The organism is Nocardiopsis sp. iso_186 (assembly GCF_056173365.1).
On sequence record NZ_CM149670.1, the window covers coordinates 1,171,086 to 1,186,927 of the forward strand.

General features: G+C 69.7%; 13 protein-coding genes. 5 read left to right on the forward strand and 8 right to left on the reverse strand.

Annotated features, from left to right (window positions below):
- The first annotated feature begins 108 nt into the window (after nucleotides 1-108).
- A complete protein-coding gene (fahA, locus tag AC0VYP_RS05310; RefSeq protein ID WP_475472794.1) occupies nucleotides 109-1,302 on the forward strand; it encodes a fumarylacetoacetase in 1,194 nt (397 codons plus the stop codon).
- A 69-nt stretch (nucleotides 1,303-1,371) separates the two neighbouring features.
- On the opposite strand, the gene AC0VYP_RS05315 is transcribed toward fahA, so the two are convergent.
- Entirely contained in the window at nucleotides 1,372-2,829 is a 1,458-nt protein-coding gene (locus AC0VYP_RS05315) for a hypothetical protein (RefSeq protein WP_475472796.1), read from the reverse strand.
- Nucleotides 2,830-3,100: 271 nt separating this feature from the next.
- Between AC0VYP_RS05315 and AC0VYP_RS05320 the strand changes: the two genes are divergently transcribed.
- On the forward strand, nucleotides 3,101-3,961 hold the full coding sequence (locus tag AC0VYP_RS05320) for a glycerophosphodiester phosphodiesterase (RefSeq protein WP_475472797.1): 861 nt from the start codon (nucleotides 3,101-3,103) through the stop codon (nucleotides 3,959-3,961).
- 36 nt (nucleotides 3,962-3,997) lie between these two features.
- Here AC0VYP_RS05320 and AC0VYP_RS05325 read toward each other — a convergent pair whose 3' ends face one another.
- Nucleotides 3,998-5,566 carry a beta-N-acetylhexosaminidase gene (locus AC0VYP_RS05325; protein WP_285759054.1) on the reverse strand — a complete coding sequence of 523 codons (1,569 nt, stop codon included), beginning with the start codon at nucleotides 5,564-5,566 and terminating at the stop codon, nucleotides 3,998-4,000.
- A 351-nt stretch (nucleotides 5,567-5,917) separates the two neighbouring features.
- Here AC0VYP_RS05325 and AC0VYP_RS05330 point away from each other — a divergent pair, with 351 nt between their 5' ends.
- Nucleotides 5,918-6,877: an NAD(P)-dependent oxidoreductase gene (locus AC0VYP_RS05330; protein ID WP_475472799.1), complete on the forward strand. Its 960-nt coding sequence runs from the start codon at nucleotides 5,918-5,920 to the stop codon at nucleotides 6,875-6,877.
- Here AC0VYP_RS05330 and AC0VYP_RS05335 read toward each other — a convergent pair.
- The 5 genes from AC0VYP_RS05335 to AC0VYP_RS05355 all read right to left on the reverse strand — a co-directional run bounded on the left by AC0VYP_RS05335 (nucleotide 6,874) and on the right by AC0VYP_RS05355 (nucleotide 12,786).
- Nucleotides 6,874-7,164: a hypothetical protein gene (locus AC0VYP_RS05335; protein WP_432707463.1), complete on the reverse strand. Its 291-nt coding sequence runs from the start codon at nucleotides 7,162-7,164 to the stop codon at nucleotides 6,874-6,876. The two genes, AC0VYP_RS05330 and AC0VYP_RS05335, sit on opposite strands and share 4 nt — an antisense overlap.
- 166 nt (nucleotides 7,165-7,330) lie before the next feature.
- Nucleotides 7,331-8,614 (reverse strand): glycosyltransferase, encoded by a 1,284-nt coding sequence (locus tag AC0VYP_RS05340; protein WP_285759057.1) that lies wholly within the window; start codon nucleotides 8,612-8,614, stop codon nucleotides 7,331-7,333.
- Nucleotides 8,611-9,531, reverse strand: coding sequence for a DMT family transporter (locus AC0VYP_RS05345; RefSeq protein ID WP_475472800.1), 921 nt, complete (start codon nucleotides 9,529-9,531; stop codon nucleotides 8,611-8,613). The genes AC0VYP_RS05340 and AC0VYP_RS05345 overlap by 4 nt, the downstream gene beginning before the upstream one ends.
- Before the next feature lie 493 nt (nucleotides 9,532-10,024).
- The gene (locus AC0VYP_RS05350; protein ID WP_475472801.1) at nucleotides 10,025-11,500 is read right to left on the reverse strand and encodes a fused MFS/spermidine synthase; all 1,476 of its coding nucleotides are present in this window, start codon (nucleotides 11,498-11,500) and stop codon (nucleotides 10,025-10,027) included.
- 119 nt (nucleotides 11,501-11,619) lie between these two features.
- Nucleotides 11,620-12,786: a glycosyltransferase family 4 protein gene (locus AC0VYP_RS05355; protein WP_475472803.1), complete on the reverse strand. Its 1,167-nt coding sequence runs from the start codon at nucleotides 12,784-12,786 to the stop codon at nucleotides 11,620-11,622.
- Nucleotides 12,787-13,007: 221 nt separating this feature from the next.
- Here AC0VYP_RS05355 and AC0VYP_RS05360 point away from each other — a divergent pair, with 221 nt between their 5' ends.
- Both AC0VYP_RS05360 and AC0VYP_RS05365 read left to right on the forward strand, forming a co-directional pair.
- Entirely contained in the window at nucleotides 13,008-13,259 is a 252-nt protein-coding gene (locus AC0VYP_RS05360) for a DUF6457 domain-containing protein (RefSeq protein ID WP_475472804.1), read from the forward strand.
- Between the two features lie 189 nt (nucleotides 13,260-13,448).
- Nucleotides 13,449-14,843 (forward strand): alanine/glycine:cation symporter family protein, encoded by a 1,395-nt coding sequence (locus AC0VYP_RS05365; RefSeq protein ID WP_475472805.1) that lies wholly within the window; start codon nucleotides 13,449-13,451, stop codon nucleotides 14,841-14,843.
- Nucleotides 14,844-14,968: 125 nt separating this feature from the next.
- On the opposite strand, the gene thiD is transcribed toward AC0VYP_RS05365, so the two are convergent.
- Nucleotides 14,969-15,793: a bifunctional hydroxymethylpyrimidine kinase/phosphomethylpyrimidine kinase gene (gene thiD / locus AC0VYP_RS05370; RefSeq protein WP_475472807.1), complete on the reverse strand. Its 825-nt coding sequence runs from the start codon at nucleotides 15,791-15,793 to the stop codon at nucleotides 14,969-14,971.
- Nucleotides 15,794-15,842 lie beyond the last annotated feature (49 nt).

A 15,842-nucleotide genomic window follows, 5' to 3' on the forward strand; every position in this document is an offset into this window, starting at 1 on the left:
GTCCGGCCGGCATGCCCGACCCAGCAGACTGGGCTGACCCGCGGTCGGCGAGCGCGGGCTCCCGGCGGCCCGCGGAGCGGCCGGCCGCAACGACTACCAAGGAGAATCGTGACGAACAGTTGGGTTCCCGGAGCCGACGAGTCGGGTTTCGGCGCCGACAACCTGCCCTACGGGGTGTTCTCCCGTGCGGGTGCCCCGCCCCGGGTGGGGGTGCGTATCGGTGACTACGTCCTCGACCTCGCCGGGGCGCTGGGCGATTCCGAGTTCTTCGCCGCATCCCTCAATCCGTTCATGGCCCGTGGTTCCACGGTGTGGCTGGCCACCCGGGCCAAGGTCGCGGGGATGCTCACCGCCGAACAGGGCCGGGCCGTGGCCGAACCGAATCTCGTTCCCCTCGGCGAAACCGTGCTGCGTCCGCCGTTCGAGGTCGCCGACTACGTCAACTTCTACTGTTCACTGGAGCACGCCTCCAACGTCGGGGCGATCTTTCGCCCCGGTGACGAGCCGCTGAAACCCAACTGGCGTCACCTTCCGGTCGCCTACCACGGCCGATCCGGCACCGTGGTCGCCTCCGGAACCGACATCGTCCGGCCTTCCGGCCAACGGCTGCCTCCCGGCGCAAAGGAACCGGTGTTCGGGCCCAGCACCCGCCTCGACATCGAGGCCGAACTCGGGTTCGTGGTGGGCACCAGGACCGCTTTGGGGCGGTCGGTCTCGGTCTCCGACTTCGCCGAGCACGTGTTCGGCGTCGTCCTCGTCAACGACTGGAGTGCCCGCGACATCCAGGCGTGGGAGTACGCCCCGCTGGGACCGTTCCTGGGCAAGTCCTTCGCCACGTCGGTCTCGCAGTGGGTGGTTCCCCTGGACGCTTTGGGGGCGGCCCGTTGCGCGGGTCGGGAACAGGATCCCGCGCCTCTGCCGCACTTGCGTCGGCTCGCGGACTGGGGGCTCGACATCACCATGGAGGTGCGGCTCAACGGGCAGGTGGTGTCGCGCCCGCCTTTCGGCGCGATGTACTGGACGGCCGATCAGATGCTGGCCCACCTCACCAGCAACGGCGCCGCGCTGCGCACCGGCGACCTCTACGCCTCGGGAACGGTCTCCGGTCCCCGGAAGGACCAGCGGGGTTCCCTCCTGGAGCTCACCTGGGGCGGCAGCGAGCCGATCACCCTGGGCGACGGGAGTACGCGCACCTTCCTGGAGGACGGTGACACCGTCACCGTCACCGCTCGCGCTGCGGGTATGGCCGGGGCGACCATCAGTCTGGGGGAGGTTACCGGGACCGTCCGGGCCGCACTCTGAACCCGCCCCGAGAACGAGGGCCCCGCCGGCTGTCGCGACGGGGCCCTGCTGATTTCTCGGGTCACCCGGTCACAGCCACGGCAGGAGGTCCCACAGTCCCCGGCCCTGCTGCGGTTCCGCGGCCGGTTTGCCGCTCGCCTCCGGCTTGTTCGCTTCCGGCTTGTCCTGCGGTGCGTTCGCCTCGGGCCTGCTGGCCTTGGTCGATGGGGAGGGGCTCGCCGCGGGCTCCTTCGTGTCCTCCCCGCTCAGGTTCAGCACCATCTCGTCGATCTGCCACTTCTGTACGTCGAAGGCCGCGGCGCACTCGGTCACCGCCGCGGTGCGCGCCGACTCGTCGGTCCGCAGCCACGTCTGTGTGTCCCACCCGGGGATGGTCGCCCCGCTGGAGGTCACCACGCTGGAGACACCACCCGGGTCGTCCGTCTCGTCCTCGGTGGTCTCCTCGGACGGGCTCACCCCACTGATCAGGCAGCTGGAGATCTCGGCGATCATCGCTTCCGAGAGTTCTTTCTCCCCGTCCTTCTGAGGCTGCGTGGAGGGTCCTCGCGACGGCTGGGCGCCCGGCCCGCTCGGAGCGGGAGCGGCCGGGGACGGCTTGGCCACCGGTGCCCCCGTATTGCCCGGCGGGACGACCGGAGGCTCCAAGGGCGGTTTGGCGACGGGTGCGGCCGGTGCCGCAGGAGCCTCGGCCGGGGGTTTCGGCGCAGTGGCCTCGACGGGTTCGGCCGGCGTGGCCGGCTCGGCAGGTTCCGCCGGCACAGCAGGCTCGGCGGGCTTCTGCTGGACGGGCTGCTGGGCACCCGGCGGTTGCGCGGGTTCGGCCGGCTTCTCGGACTGCCCGTCGCCCGGCCCCGCGGACGGCCGTGCCGAGGGCACCGCGGAGGGAAGAGTGGAAGGAGCCGCCGAAGGAGTCGGCTGGCCGAATTCGAACGGGAGCGTGAACGGAGGGATGAGGCCCGGGAAGATGTTGACGGGAGTGGCGGTGCTGCCGCTTTCCCGCGCGGTCACGCCCTCGGCCATCGCGGTCAGCTCGGCGCGCTTCCACCGCTCGGGCTGGAGGAAGAGTGTGACCGCGACCCCCTCGCGGTCCAGCCAGAATGCGTCCCCGGTGGCCTCTGAGACGTAGGCGTCCCGGCCGTTGACGGCGGTTTTCTCCAGGTGTTGGGGTGCCAGGTGCGAGTAGCGCGCGTCGCGCACCTTGTCGAGTTCGGTGAGCTTGTCGTCTCGGACCACGGTCACTTTGCCGTAGACGACGCCCGGCCCCTGGACCCAGGAGACGTGCGAGGTCCGGTTGCCCCGGCGGTCGGTCGAGCTCTCGGCACTGATGCCGTACCGGTCCAGTCCCGGGGGCAGGTAGTTCACGTCGAACCCGTCGAGCGAGTAGGACGATGCTTTCTGTTGGACGACTGGCCAGGGCAAGTGCGGCGGCTGGTCGCCGGCCGCCGCAGTATTGCCTGCGGCGCCGAACGCGGCCAGGGAAACAGTGGCCGCGCCCGCCAGCGCGGTCCACCTCTGGGGCTTGCGCATCTTCGACCTCTCCTGGGACTACTCTGGGTATTCAAGATGGGACCCTCTGTGGTTTTAGGTGCCACCTGACCCAAAAATCTCACACGAAGTGACCAATTGATGACAGTAGGTCGCCCGTGTCGCTTAAAGGAAGTGCGCGGATTGAGTTGGGTGGAGGTGTGGTTCTTCGTGTTTTCGACATCGGATGCTCTCCTCGTGGGGAAGTATTCGTAACCAACAGTCACGATCGTTGAGCCTGACGTGACGCCGGTCGTGACTATCGAGGAGCGCAATGTTCACGCGTTTGTGTGTGGCCGCCGCTGTTTTCGCTATCACCCTTGCTGGAACCGCCCCCGCTGAAGCAGCCGCACTCCGTCTCGGCGGGGAGGTGGTGGCCGTTGCCCACCGGGGGGCGTCCGCCTACGCCCCCGAGAACACCATCGCCGCCATCGACGAGGCCCGGGCCCGCGGAGCCCGAACGGTCGAGCTGGATGTCCAGCAGACCAAGGACGGTGCACTCGTGCTCGTCCACGACACGACGCTTGTGCGCACCACCGATGTCAAGAAGGTCTTTCCCGGCCGGTCCTCCTACCGGGTCTCCGACTTCACCCTCGCCCAGATCCGCCGCCTCGACGCCGGGGCCTGGTTCGATCCCGCCTACGCGGGTGAGCGCGTCCCCACCCTCAAACAGGGCCTGGAGCGGCTGCGTCGTCACCGGTTGAGCCTGCTCCTGGAACTCAAGTCCCCCGCCAGTTATCCGGGGATGACCGAGCAGGTCGCCAAGCTGCTGCGCAGTGAGCAGTGGTGGACGGGGCCCGGGGCCACGGCCCGCGGACGCCTCGTGGTGCAGAGCTTCGACCACGAGGCCACGTATCTTTCGCACACCCTGCTGCCGGGGGTCGCGCACGGTGTCCTGGGGAAGGTGCCTCGGGAGCAGATCGCGGACTACGCGACCTGGGTCAACCAGATCAACCCCAACCACACCTCCATCGACGCCGCGTACGTGCGGGCCGTGCACGACGAGGGGGTGGAGGTATTCGTCTACACCGTCAACGAGCCGGCGCAGATGCGGTCCGCGATCGCGAAAGGGGTCAACGGGATCATCAGCGACCGGCCCGACGTGCTGCTCAAAGTGATCGGGGAGAGCGGCTGACCGGGGCCGCTCCGAGCGGCCCCGGTCGTGGGAGGGCTAGTCCCGGCCGGGAATCCCGGGGCGCCGCTGCCAGGGCAGCGGGCCCTCCAAGGGCCGGTACTCCACGCCGATGGCGTCCAGTCGGTCCAGGTGCCCCTGCAAGCGGGGCAGGAACTCCGCGAAATCGCGTTTCTGCGCCGACCACACCGTCTCGGCGAACGCCGACAGTCGTGGGAAGACCATGAAGTCCACCGTGCGCGGGGAGTCCATGTGCTCGGTCCACACGTTCACCTGGGCGCCCAGGACGTGTTCCGCTTCGGTCGGGGAGAGCTCCACCGGGACCGGCTCGACGGCGTAGACATCGGCCAGCGTCAAGACGGTCCCCACCGGGATCGGCTCGTCGGGCGAGTCGGACTGGCGGTAGTCGAGGTAGGAGGTCCGGGTCGGGCACATCACCACGTCGTGTCCGGCCCGCGCGGCGGCGATACCGCCTTCGGTGCCCCGCCAGGAGAGCACCGTCGCCCCCGGGGCCAACCCGCCCTCAAGGATCTCGTCCCAGCCCAGCAGGCGTCGGCCCCGGCCGGTCAGGTATTCGTCGAAGTGCCGGATGAACCAGCTCTGCAACCCGTCCTCGTCCGAGAGTCCTTCCGCCGAGATCCGCTCCTGCGCCGACTCGCTGGCTTGCCACTGCCCCTTGGGGCACTCGTCGCCGCCCACACAGACGTAGCGGCTGGGGAACAGCTCCAGCAACTCGTCGAAGACGTTGCGGTAGAACTCCAGCGTCGTGTCGGAGACGTTCAGGACGTTCTCGATGACCCCCCACTCGCGTCCGACTTCGAGGCGTTCGCCTTCGCCGAGCTCGGGATAGGCGGCGATGGCGGCCTGGGAGTGGCCTGGGACGTCCACCTCCGGGACCACTGTGATGTGCCGGGCGGCGGCATAGGCGACGATCTCGCGGATGTCGTCCTGGGTGTAGAACCCGCCGTGCGGCCTTTTGTCGAACGCCTTGGGCCCGGCCGCCCCGACCTGGCTCTCCCGCCGCCAGGAGGCGACCTCGGTCAGTTTCGGGTAGCGCTTGATCTCCACGCGCCAGCCCTGGTCATCGGTCAGGTGCAGGTGCAACACGTTGAGCTTGTGCAGGGCGAACAGGTCGATGAGGCGCAGCACTTCCCGTTTGGGCAGGAAGTGCCGGGCCACGTCGATCATGCATCCGCGCCACCGGAAGCGCGGCTGGTCGGTGACGTGTACGGCGGGCAACGTCCAGCCGGTGTCCGTCGGGGAGCGCCGGTAGGCGGCCGGAGGAAGCAGCTGGCGCAGCGTCTGCGCGCCGTAGAACACTCCGGCCGCGTCGTTGCCGACCACCAGCGCGCGTTCGGCGTCCACGCTCAGCCGGTACCCCTCGGCGGCGAGCCCGGAGCGGGCGTCCACCCGCAACTCGATCCGGGGGCCCTCGGTTCCGGGGGCGAGGCCCAGCCCGGTCGCGGCCCCGAGTTCGGTGCGCAGCCAGGCCGCGGCGCCCGCCGAGGCGTCGTCGGCGGCGATGCGGGTGTCAGGGGTGAGGGCCAGCCCGGGCTCGTCGGTCACGACGAGTTCGGCGGGGCGCGGCACCAGTGAGTGCACAGGCACGGAAGGGGCTCCTAGCGGTCCAGGCCACGGTCGCGACAATGCTGTCACGGCCGACGATAAAAGGACACCTTCTTTACAGTTCGATCGTGGGGTCGCTCGACCTGCTGTGCCGGTGGTCCGGGCGCAACGGTCGCGATTCGGTCCGGTTGCCTATTGCTTTAGGGGAGTGACACAGGGTTGTGTGATGTAGATCTCAGTCACGCCTCTCGTGGCTCGCGAAGCTGGTGGACAGCGCGATTCGGGACTGACTTACCTCTTGGGGGCATTCTTCGGCACTGTTCTCCGCCCGTTGCAGGAGGTACTTTTCTGAAGTGTTGACCGTTGCTTGACCTGGCTCGATGGAGGTGGCTAGTGCCTGATCCCCGCGTGGTTATCACTGACACCGGTTCCTTCGACCCAGAGCCCGCGCTCAAGCTTCTCGGTGACGCCGGTTTTCGGACCCGGGTGCTGGGCACTCGCGACCCGAAGCGCATCGCCGCAGAGGCTTCGGACGCCATCGCGCTCATCGTGAACGAAACCCGGGTGGACGCCGAACTTCTGGACGCCCTGCCAGGGCTCCGCCTGGTCATGGCCATGCGCCCGGGCTCTTCCCGGATCGACATGGTCGAGGCGGAACGCCGTGGCCTGTGGGTGTCGGAGCTGCCCCGCCGAGAGAACGTCGAGCAGGCTGCCAACCGCGCGCTCGCGCTGGCCCTGGTCCAGTTGCGGCGCATCGCCCACCACCGCGAGACCTCGTTCGCCCCGCCCCCGCGCGCCCGTGACCTCACCCTGGGCCTGGTTGGGATGGGACAGGTGGCCACCAGACTCGCCGACTGTGCAGCGCCCCTGTTCAAGCAGGTCATCGGCACGGGATCACGGCTGAGGCAATGGCCGCGTGGCGTGGGTCGCACCGGCTTCCGCGAGCTTCTGCGCACGGCCGACGTCATCTCGCTGCACGTCCCCCTCACCCCCGGGACCAAGAGCCTGATCGGTGCCCCGGCCCTGGCCGCGATGCGTCCGGGGACGGTGCTCATCAACCTCTCCAGCCCCGGACTGGTGGACCGCAGGGCGTTGCTCACGGCCTTGGACACCCACCACCTGGCCGGGTACTCCGCCGGCTACGCCCTTGAGGACGACCGCACCCACTTCACCACGCGCTGTGCGCTGCGCAACCACCCGGCGGTGCGCTTCGCCCCCGACAACGCCGACCAGTGCCAGGATCGCCTCGCAGTGCTGGCCCGCAATATCGTGACCTGGCGCGATCGCGGTTTTCCGGTGGCCACGGTGGCCAGGACCGGGCCGTTCTTCCCGGACGCGGCGCGGTCGGACTAGCCTTCGGCCGGTCTGTCCAACGGAGCGGTCCGTCTGCGTTGCGCCCGGTCGATCCGCCGACGAAGTCGCCGCGCCAGGTGCAGTGCCCGGTCGCGATCCTCCCGGGCGTTCCACCATCGGGTGTACGCCTCGATGCGCGCCTGCCTGATGGTCTCAAGCTGCGCCTCTAGTTGCCGTACCTGCTGTTCGAGTTCGATGCGGTCGCGCTCGTAGCCGACCAGCACCTGACCACAGGCCTCCACCTGGTGTTCGACACGATCGGCCTCGGCGGCCAACCCGTCCAACACGAATGGCCTCCGGGGTCGATTTTCTCCGACGAACCACATGTCCCTCTGTTTATCCCGAATGGCGCCGGAGGCAGCAAAACGGAGGGCAAAAAGCATGGAAAGCGACTTAAAGTCAACGGTGCGGGCAGAATTAGGACCGATCTACCCGCACCAGTATTTTCTCGGCTCAGGCGGCTATTGCATTGCGTCGCCGCGTTTGGGCGGGACGCTGGATCGCTCGGCTCGACAGCGCCGGCGCCGGGTCGGGCCGCACCTGGTCGTAGATCTCCTCGAACCGGTCGAGCGAGCGCCGGTGGTCGTGGGTCTGGGCGATCTCCCGGCTGGCAGCGCCCATCGAAGCGGTGCGCTCGGGAGACTCCAGTACGGCCAGCAGCCGCTGGGTCAGGGTCGCCACGTCGCCCGGCGGGTACAGGTAGCCGTTGCGTCCGGAGCGCACCAGGTGGGGGAGCGCCAGCGCGTCGGCGGCCACCACCGGCAGCCCGGTGGACATCGCCTCCAACGTCGCGATGCTCTGCAGCTCCGCGACGCTGCCGATCGCGAACAGGTCGGCGGCGACGTAGACCAGCGGCAGCTCCTCGTCGGAGACGAACCCCAGGAATCGCACGCGCTCGGCCACTCCCAGGTCATCGGCGAGCTGCTGGAGCTCGGCGCGACGCTGCCCGGTCCCCACCAGCGCCAATTGGACATCACGGTGGTTGAGCAGCCGGGGAAGAGAACGGATCAGGTCGTCGATCCGCTTCTCCTCGTCCAGGCGCCCCACGAACACCATGGTCTCGCGGTTGGGGAGGCCCAGGTGCAGACGCGCCGCCGCGCGCTCCCGCGGGCGCGGCTGGAAACGCTCCAGGTCGATGCCGCAGGACACCGACTCGATGGGGCGGTCGAACCCCTTTCCCGAGAGGAGCTGTGCCGCCCGGTCGGTGGGGGTGGTGACGTAGTCGGCCTCATAGGCCACCTGGATCATGTCGCGCCACGCCAGCGAGCCGGTGACGGTGTGCAGGGGCGCCGGGATGTGGGCGTGCGCGAACAGGTTGTCGGGCATGAAGTGGTTGGTCAGCACGACGGGCGTGCCCGATCGGCGCCCGCAGCGAATGGCCGCCCGGCTGATGGTGAAGTGGCTCTGGGCGTGGACCACGTGGGGGGCGAGCCGGTCGATCAGCCGGGCCACGTGCCCGGTCACCCCGAGCGGGACCGCGGTACGCATCGTCGGGTGGACCAGTACCGAGGCGGAGCGGAGCCGGTGCAGCGTCACCCCGTCCTGGTACTCGATGCGGGGGGCGCCGGAGGCCGAGGCACAGACCACGTGCACGTCGTTGCCGCGTTCGGCCAGTCCCGTGGCCAGCCGGTAGGTGAAGTACCCGGCCCCGTTCACATCCGGTGGGTAGGTGTCGGTCCCGATCAGGATGCGCCGGGGTTTGCTGGACGTGCGCACGCGATTGGTCGGCAGGCTCATTTGGCGTCTCCTGAAGAAGTCGTGTCAACGAGTTCGGGCCCGGGGCCGTTCCCGTGCCGGTTTCCCGCTTCGGGGTTGCGGTTCTTGGCCCGTGCCAGCACGGCCGTTCCGGCAATGGCCAGCGCGGCGGCGCCGGTGGCCAGGAGCTGGTCGGCCAAGGTCGTGGGCAGCCCTTCGCCCAACACCAGCGCGCCGATCCCCGCCCCTGTTATGGGGTTGACGACCAGCAACGTTGCGTAGGCAGCGGCGAAGTGGCCGGTGCGATAGGCGTTCTGCTGGAGGAGGCCGCCGAACAGGGCGACGGCCACCGCCAGTACGGTCAGCCAGCTGAGTACCGCGATCGGATTCGATGCCGCGGCGGCGGCGACCACCCGGGCCAGGGCCGAGGTGGTACCCAGCGCGATGCCCCCCATGGTGGCCAGCAGTACCGCCCGTGCGCCCACAGGGACCCAAGGGGCAGCGAAGTAGACGGCCAACCCCACGACGGCCACCGTTCCGGTGAGCGCCAGTGCCGCGGGCAGCGGCAGTTCAGGGGCCGACGAGGTGTGGTGCGGGAAGAGGAACAGGACACCGGCCAGACCGACCATGACGGCCAGCCCCGCGAGGATCTGACTGGACCGCACCCGTGTGCGGTTGAACACCGCCGACAACACGATCGCGAACAACAGGCCGGTGACACCGATGGGTTGGATGATGGTCAGTGGAGCACCGCTGAGCGCCACCAGGTGCAGGCCGACCCCGGCTCCCACCGCCAGTGTGCCGAGCACCCACCGCGGGCTGCGTGCCAGATGCAGCAGGAAACCCAGCCTGGCGACACTGTGCCCGGGAGCGCGCACCGTGTCGCGTTCCTGGAGTGCCGACCCCAGTGCCATGCAGAACGCCCCGCACAACGCGATTCCGACGGACCAGAACATCATGAGGAGACCACTCCCCGGCCGTCCGCTCGCGGAGTGGTCGCCACGGTGCGTCTCCTCTTCCTCGGTGCGGCGTCCGAGACACGCCGCGCATACTGATGACGGTACGGATCGGCTGCTGCCCCGATCGATAAGGCCAACACCCGAACAGGGGTGGTGGCAGCTCTACCGGTAGCGGGATGGGTGGCCACATATCCGCACCGTGCGTGTGCCGGTAATGGCGTCGGACCTGCGCGCATTTCAGCCTCCTGTCGGCAGGTCCGCCGTTTTTGCGTGAATGCCGGTGGAATCGACGAGGTTTTCCTTCTCCGAACCGTAGATATCCCCAGTTGGTTTCGCGTCGCCCAAAATTCTGGGATTCCATGGAGAAATCTTCGCCAAAAGTTGGCAATAGGCGTACTCTTCGCCGCCCTCGCCGTTCAGAGGGCACGGCAGGGCGACGGGACGGGTGAGGCGACGGGACGGCGGGGGAGGCCGTTGAGCGGGCGCTGCCCGATCAGGTCAGGTAGGGGGTGAGGAGCTGGTTGACCGGTGCGTAGTCGTCGGTGAGGACCTGGCCCTGCGCCGACCAGCGGTCCAGGAGCGCGGGACCGGCGAGGGCGCCGGGCTGTTCGGCCCCGGCCAGCAGCGGTTCCAGCGACGCGGTGTCCAGCGGGGTGTTGGAGGCGATGACCACGTGGTTGCCGCCCACCGCCGAGTCGAGGCCGTCGCGGTCGGCCACCACGGCCACGTGCGCGAAGACCTCTTCCAGGGTCGCCACCTCGGCGGCGACGAAGGAGCGCGGGCCCCGATCGATGATGTTGGCCAGGTAGAGACCGTCCGGGCGCAGCACCCGGTCGATCTGCTCGGCGAATTCCAGGGTGCTCAGGTGCCAGGGCACACTCAACCCGCCGAACGCGTCACCGATGACGACGTCACGGCTTGCGGTGGGCGCCGCGGCCATGGCGGTGCGCGCGTCCCCCTCGACGACCTCCAGGTCCGGCCCGGTGCGCAGATCCAGTTCGTCACGGGCCATCCGGGTCACCGCCGGGTCCACCTCGAACACCAGGCTGGTCGAGCCCGGACGCGCGCTCGCCAGCCAGCGGGGCATCGTGTAGGCCCCGCCTCCGACGTGCAGGGCGGCCAGCGGTCCTTCGGGCGGCAATGCCTCCAGGGCCGCGCCGAACCACTGCGTGTAGCCGAACTCCAGGTGCAGTGGGTCGGACACGTCCACGTAACCGTGCCGTAGATCGTCCAGCAGGAGAACCCGGCCGCTCGCGCGCTCGGGGTCGGGGAGCACCCGCGCGCAGTAGTACGCGGTCTCGGCGTCGCAAGGGGACTGCACGCGTACCAGCATCGTGGCGCCCAGGACGCAGACCAGCAGGGCGCACAGCGTCTGGCCTGGCGTGGTCACCAGCCGTCCGCCGCGCACCAGGAACGGTGCGCCCAACAGGACGAGGGCCCCGCCGGTCACCAGCAGTACCATCGACACCGGTAGGGCGGCGATCAGGACGTAGCCGGTCAGGAAGGTCCCGGCCAGCGCACCCAGCGTGCCCCACGCGCTGAAGCGTCCGATGATGCTGCCGCTGTGCTCCAGGTCCGCCAGCTGGGTTTTGACCACGACCGGGGTCACGGCGGACAGCAGTGCAACCGGTACCGCGATGCTCAACGCCACGAGGAAGAGGGCGGTGAAGGGGCCGGCCCCGCTCAGCGAGGGACCCAGCAGCAGCACCAGGGGACGGGCCAGCAGGGTCGTCCCGCCTCCGAAGACCAGCAGCACGCCCAGGACCGGTCCGGTGCTCCAGCGGTCGGCCGCGTCTCCGCCGGCTTTGGCCCCCAGGGCGATCGCGCCGAGTGCCACTCCGATGGCCGCGGTGTAGGTCTCCAGGGTGTCACCGGCGTAGGGGGCGACGAGCCGGGTCACCGCCACCTCCAGGACCAGTACGACCGCTGAGGAGAAGACGACGACCACCGTGGCGAGGATTCGGTTCACGCCAAGCGAGCGTAGTGGAGTTGCGCTCCCGGCGGGGTGCCGACCGGTCGAGGCGAGGGCGGGCCGCTCGAAGCGGAAGGGAGCGGCCCGCCCCGCCGTCAGGGTCAGCGTAACGCGGATCAGGGGTGCGAAGGGGAGACGGGGACGAGGCTGTCACTGGGGGCGGTTACCGCACGGTAGTGCCGGATCAGCAGTGCGTTGACCGATTCCCAGGTCCGCGCGCTCACGCTGGGCCGGGCGGCCGCGGCGAGCCTGGACCGCACGTCCGTGTTGTGCACCAGACGCCCCGCGGCCAACCGCAACCCGCGCACCGAGTCCGGTGCGTAGCGCAGTCCGTTGCAGCCGTCTTCCACCAGGTCCAGGGGGCCGCCCGCCGCCGGGGCCACCACCGGTACCCCCGAGCTCAGCGCTTCCTGGAGGGCCTGGCAGAAAGTCTCGTCGGCACCCGTGTGCACGAAGACGTCCATGCTGGCGTAGAGCCGGGACAGGTCGCTGCCCGTGCGCTGCCCGGTGAAGACGGCCCCCGGGAGTCTGCGCCGCAACCGCGCGCGGTCGGGGCCGTCCCCCACGACGACCAGCCGGACACCGCGAAGTTTCGCCACCTCCGCGAGCAGTCCCACCCGCTTGTCCCGGGACAGCCGCCCCACGTATCCCACGATCACCTGCCCGTCAGGGGCGAGCCGGCGGCGCAGTGCCTCGTCCCGGTGGGCGGGGTGAAAGCGTTCGGTGTCCACTCCGCGCGGCCACAGGCTCAGGCGTGGAAAGTCCCGCGCGGTCAGCAGCTTCAGCGTGGCGGTGGAGGGGACCAGGGTGCGGTCCACCGCCGAATGGAGCCGGCGCAGGTAGGGCCACAGCGCGCCGGCCCCCGGGATGTTGTAGCGGCCGGCGAAGCCGACCAGGTCGGTCTGGAAGACCGCGACGGTGGGAAGCGCCCACCGCCGGGACACCTCCACCGCGGTGTGTCCGAGCAGGGCGGGCGAGGCCAGGTGGACGACATCGGGGGAGAACCCGCGGAGCGCGGTGGTCATCAACCGGCGCGTGGGAAGCCCGGCGGAGAAGGACCGGTAGCCGGGCAGGGGGACGCCGGGGAGCCGGATCACGGGAAAACCCGCGTAGTGGGCCGGTCCGTGGCCCGGAGCGATGATCACCGCCTCGTGGCCGTCTGCGGCGAGGTGGTCGGCGACCCGGCAGACCGAATTGGTCACGCCGTTGACCTGGGGCAGGAAGGATTCGGTGACGATGGCCACGCGCAATGGCGCGCCACCGTCGGCGGGAACGGGAGGCATTGGCTTCTCCCCACGGGAGCGAGGTCCGGCCGGGCCGCGCCCGGCCTTGCGCTCCCGACGCTAAGCGGCTGTCGTGAACCCGGCCCGCGCGCGGGGTGAACACCGGATTGAGTCCGGTGAACGCCGGTACCGCTTTCCGCCGTGCCGCCTGTCCGATCGGTCGCCTTCCAAGGCAGTATTGTGCCCGCTACCTGCCCGTCGTCGTGAAAGGAGTCCGTACGGTGACACTCACCGAATGGGCGCGGATCGTCTGCGCCGAACTGGGGATGCCCGAGGAGATGGACCGGTCCGATGTGGACCGTATCCTCGACCTCGCCCGGGACGCGGCGCATTCGGTGGCCCGCCCGGCGGCGCCGCTCACCACCTACCTGCTGGGTATCGCGGTGGGCCGGGGCGCCGACCCGGCGCAGGCCGCTGCCGTGCTGAGCAGGCTGGCGCTCGAACAGGCATCCGACCCCGATGCGGATCGGTAACCGGCCCCGAGACCGTCGTGCTGACCGACCGTGACTCGACGGTGACGAATCGGTGGGACTCTGGACGCTTGCCCCAGTAGGCCACCGGCGACGTCCCCGACATCCGGTCCGACCCCCGACCCCGGTCAGGACCGCAGACGAACCGGGTGCGGACGGTGTATCCGCGCCCGTAGAACAGGAACCCAGACCGTGCAAGAACTTCAGGCGATCCTCGATACGGCGGTCAAGACGATTTGGGGGCCGCTCGTCCTCATCCCGTTGTTGCTGCTGACCGGACTGTTTCTGACGATCCGGCTCGGCGGCCTGCAGTTCCGGACGCTCTTCCACGCGCTGTGGCTGGCGCTGGTGCGCCGTGAGGAGAAGGGCTCCGCCGAGGGCGACGTCTCGCACTACAAGGCACTGGCCACCGCAATGGCCGCCACCATCGGTGTGGGCAACATCGCCGGTGTGGCCACCGCGATCGGCCTCGGCGGCCCGGGCGCGCTGTTCTGGATGTGGATGACCGGCCTCGTGGGCATGGCCACCAAGTACAGCGAGGGCCTCCTCGGCGTGATGTACCGCCGCCCCGACGCGAAGGGCGAGATGAGTGGTGGCCCGATGTTCTACCTGCGCAGGGGGGTCGGCGGTAACTTCGGGAAGGTCCTGGGCGTCGCGTTCGCCGTCTTCGGCGCCCTCGCGGCGTTCGGCATCGGCAACATGGTGCAGTCCAACACCGTGGCCGCCCAGCTGGAGTCCACCTGGCAGGTCGAGCCGTGGATGACCGGCGCGGCCCTGGTGGCGGCCACCGCCGTCGTGGTCCTGGGCGGGATCAAGAGCATCAGCAACTTCGCCGCCGCGTTCGTGCCGTTCATGTGCGTCGCCTTCATGCTCAGCAACATCGTCGTCCTGCTGGTGTTCGTCGACCAGCTCCCCTCCGCGCTCGCCCTCGTCGTCACCGACGCGTTCACCGGCACCGCGGCGGTCGGCGGTTTCGCCGGCTCCGGCATCATGATCGCCATCCAGATGGGGGTGGCGCGCGGGATCTTCTCCAACGAGTCGGGTCTGGGCACCGGGGCGATCGCCGCGTCCGCCGCCAAGACCAGCCACCCGGTGCGCCAGGGCATGGTCTCCATGACCCAGACCTTCATCGACACCCTGATCATGGTCACGCTCACCGCGCTGGCCATCATCGTCACCGGGGCGTGGAAGGTCGAGGGCCTGGCGGGAGCCCCGATGACCTCCTGGGCACTGGACCAGGCGCTCCCCGGGAGCTGGGGCAGCTACACCATCGCCCTGGGCGTCATGGTCTTCGCCTTCACCACGATCCTGGGCTGGTGCTACTACGGCGAGCGCTGCATGGACTTCCTCTTCGGCCGGGTCGCGGTCCTGCCCTACCGGCTGATCTTCGTGGGCGCGGTGTTCGTCGGCGCGGTCTGGGAGCTCGACGTGGTGTGGGCGTTCAGCGACATCGCCAACGGACTCATGGCGCTGCCCAACCTGGTGGGCCTGCTCCTGCTGTCGCCGGTCATCGTGGCCGAGACCAAGAAGTACTTCGCCAACCCCAACTGGCGCGACCCCGACAACCTGGTGGACGTGCGCTCCTAGCGCCGTTCGCCGTCGGATGGCAGGACGGCGGCGCCGCACCCCAATGGGGTGTGGCGCCGCCGTTGCGTTCGCCCCGCCGCGCGGACGGGGCGGGACGCGTTCGGGACCGGTGCCGGACGAAGCGGTTAGGAGCCCGACGCCTTCTTCTCCTGCCACCACGCGTAGAAGTGGTGTACGGGGCCCTTGCCGTGACCCACGTCGAGTTCGTCGGCGTGCCGCAGGGCCTCGGTGAGGTAGGACTTGGCGTCGCGCACCGCCGAGGACCAGTCCGGACGCTGGGGGCGCAACGCGGCGATCGCCGAGGACAGCGTGCACCCGGTCCCATGGGTGTTCTTGGTGTCGACCCGGGGCGCGGTCAGCGTCTCGGGGGGCGCCTCCGGGGCGAGCAGCAGGTCGGTGCTGGTGGCACCGCGGAGGTGTCCGCCCTTGAGCAGCACTCGTGCGGGGCCCAGCTCCACCAACCGGTGCGCCTGCTCGGCCATCTCCGCCAGGTCCACGGCCTCGGCGCAGCCGAGCAGGTCGGCGGCCTCGGGAAGGTTCGGCGTGATCAGGTCCGCGCGCGGCAGCAGCTGCGAGCGCAGGGCACCGACGGCTTCCTCGGCCAGCAGCCGGTCGCCGCTCTTGGCGACCATCACCGGATCCAGGACGACGTTGGGCAGCCGGTAGGCGTCGATGGCGTCGGCCACCGCGCCGATCACCTCCGCGTTGGAGAGCATCCCGATCTTGACGGCGTCCACGCGCACGTCCCGCAGCAGCGTGTCCAACTGGCTGGTCACGAAGCGCGCGGGAACGTCGTGGACTTCCGTCACCCCGGTGGTCGTCTGCGCGACCAGGGCCGTCACCACGGTCATCCCGTACCCGCCCAGCGCCGAGAACGCCTTGAGGTCGGCCTGGATGCCCGCGCCCCCACTGGGGTCGGTCCCTGCGATGGACAGGATGTTGAAGCTCAAGGGGACGTCCCTTCGCCAGGTGGTGCCGGCATCGACTGCGGTATCGGTG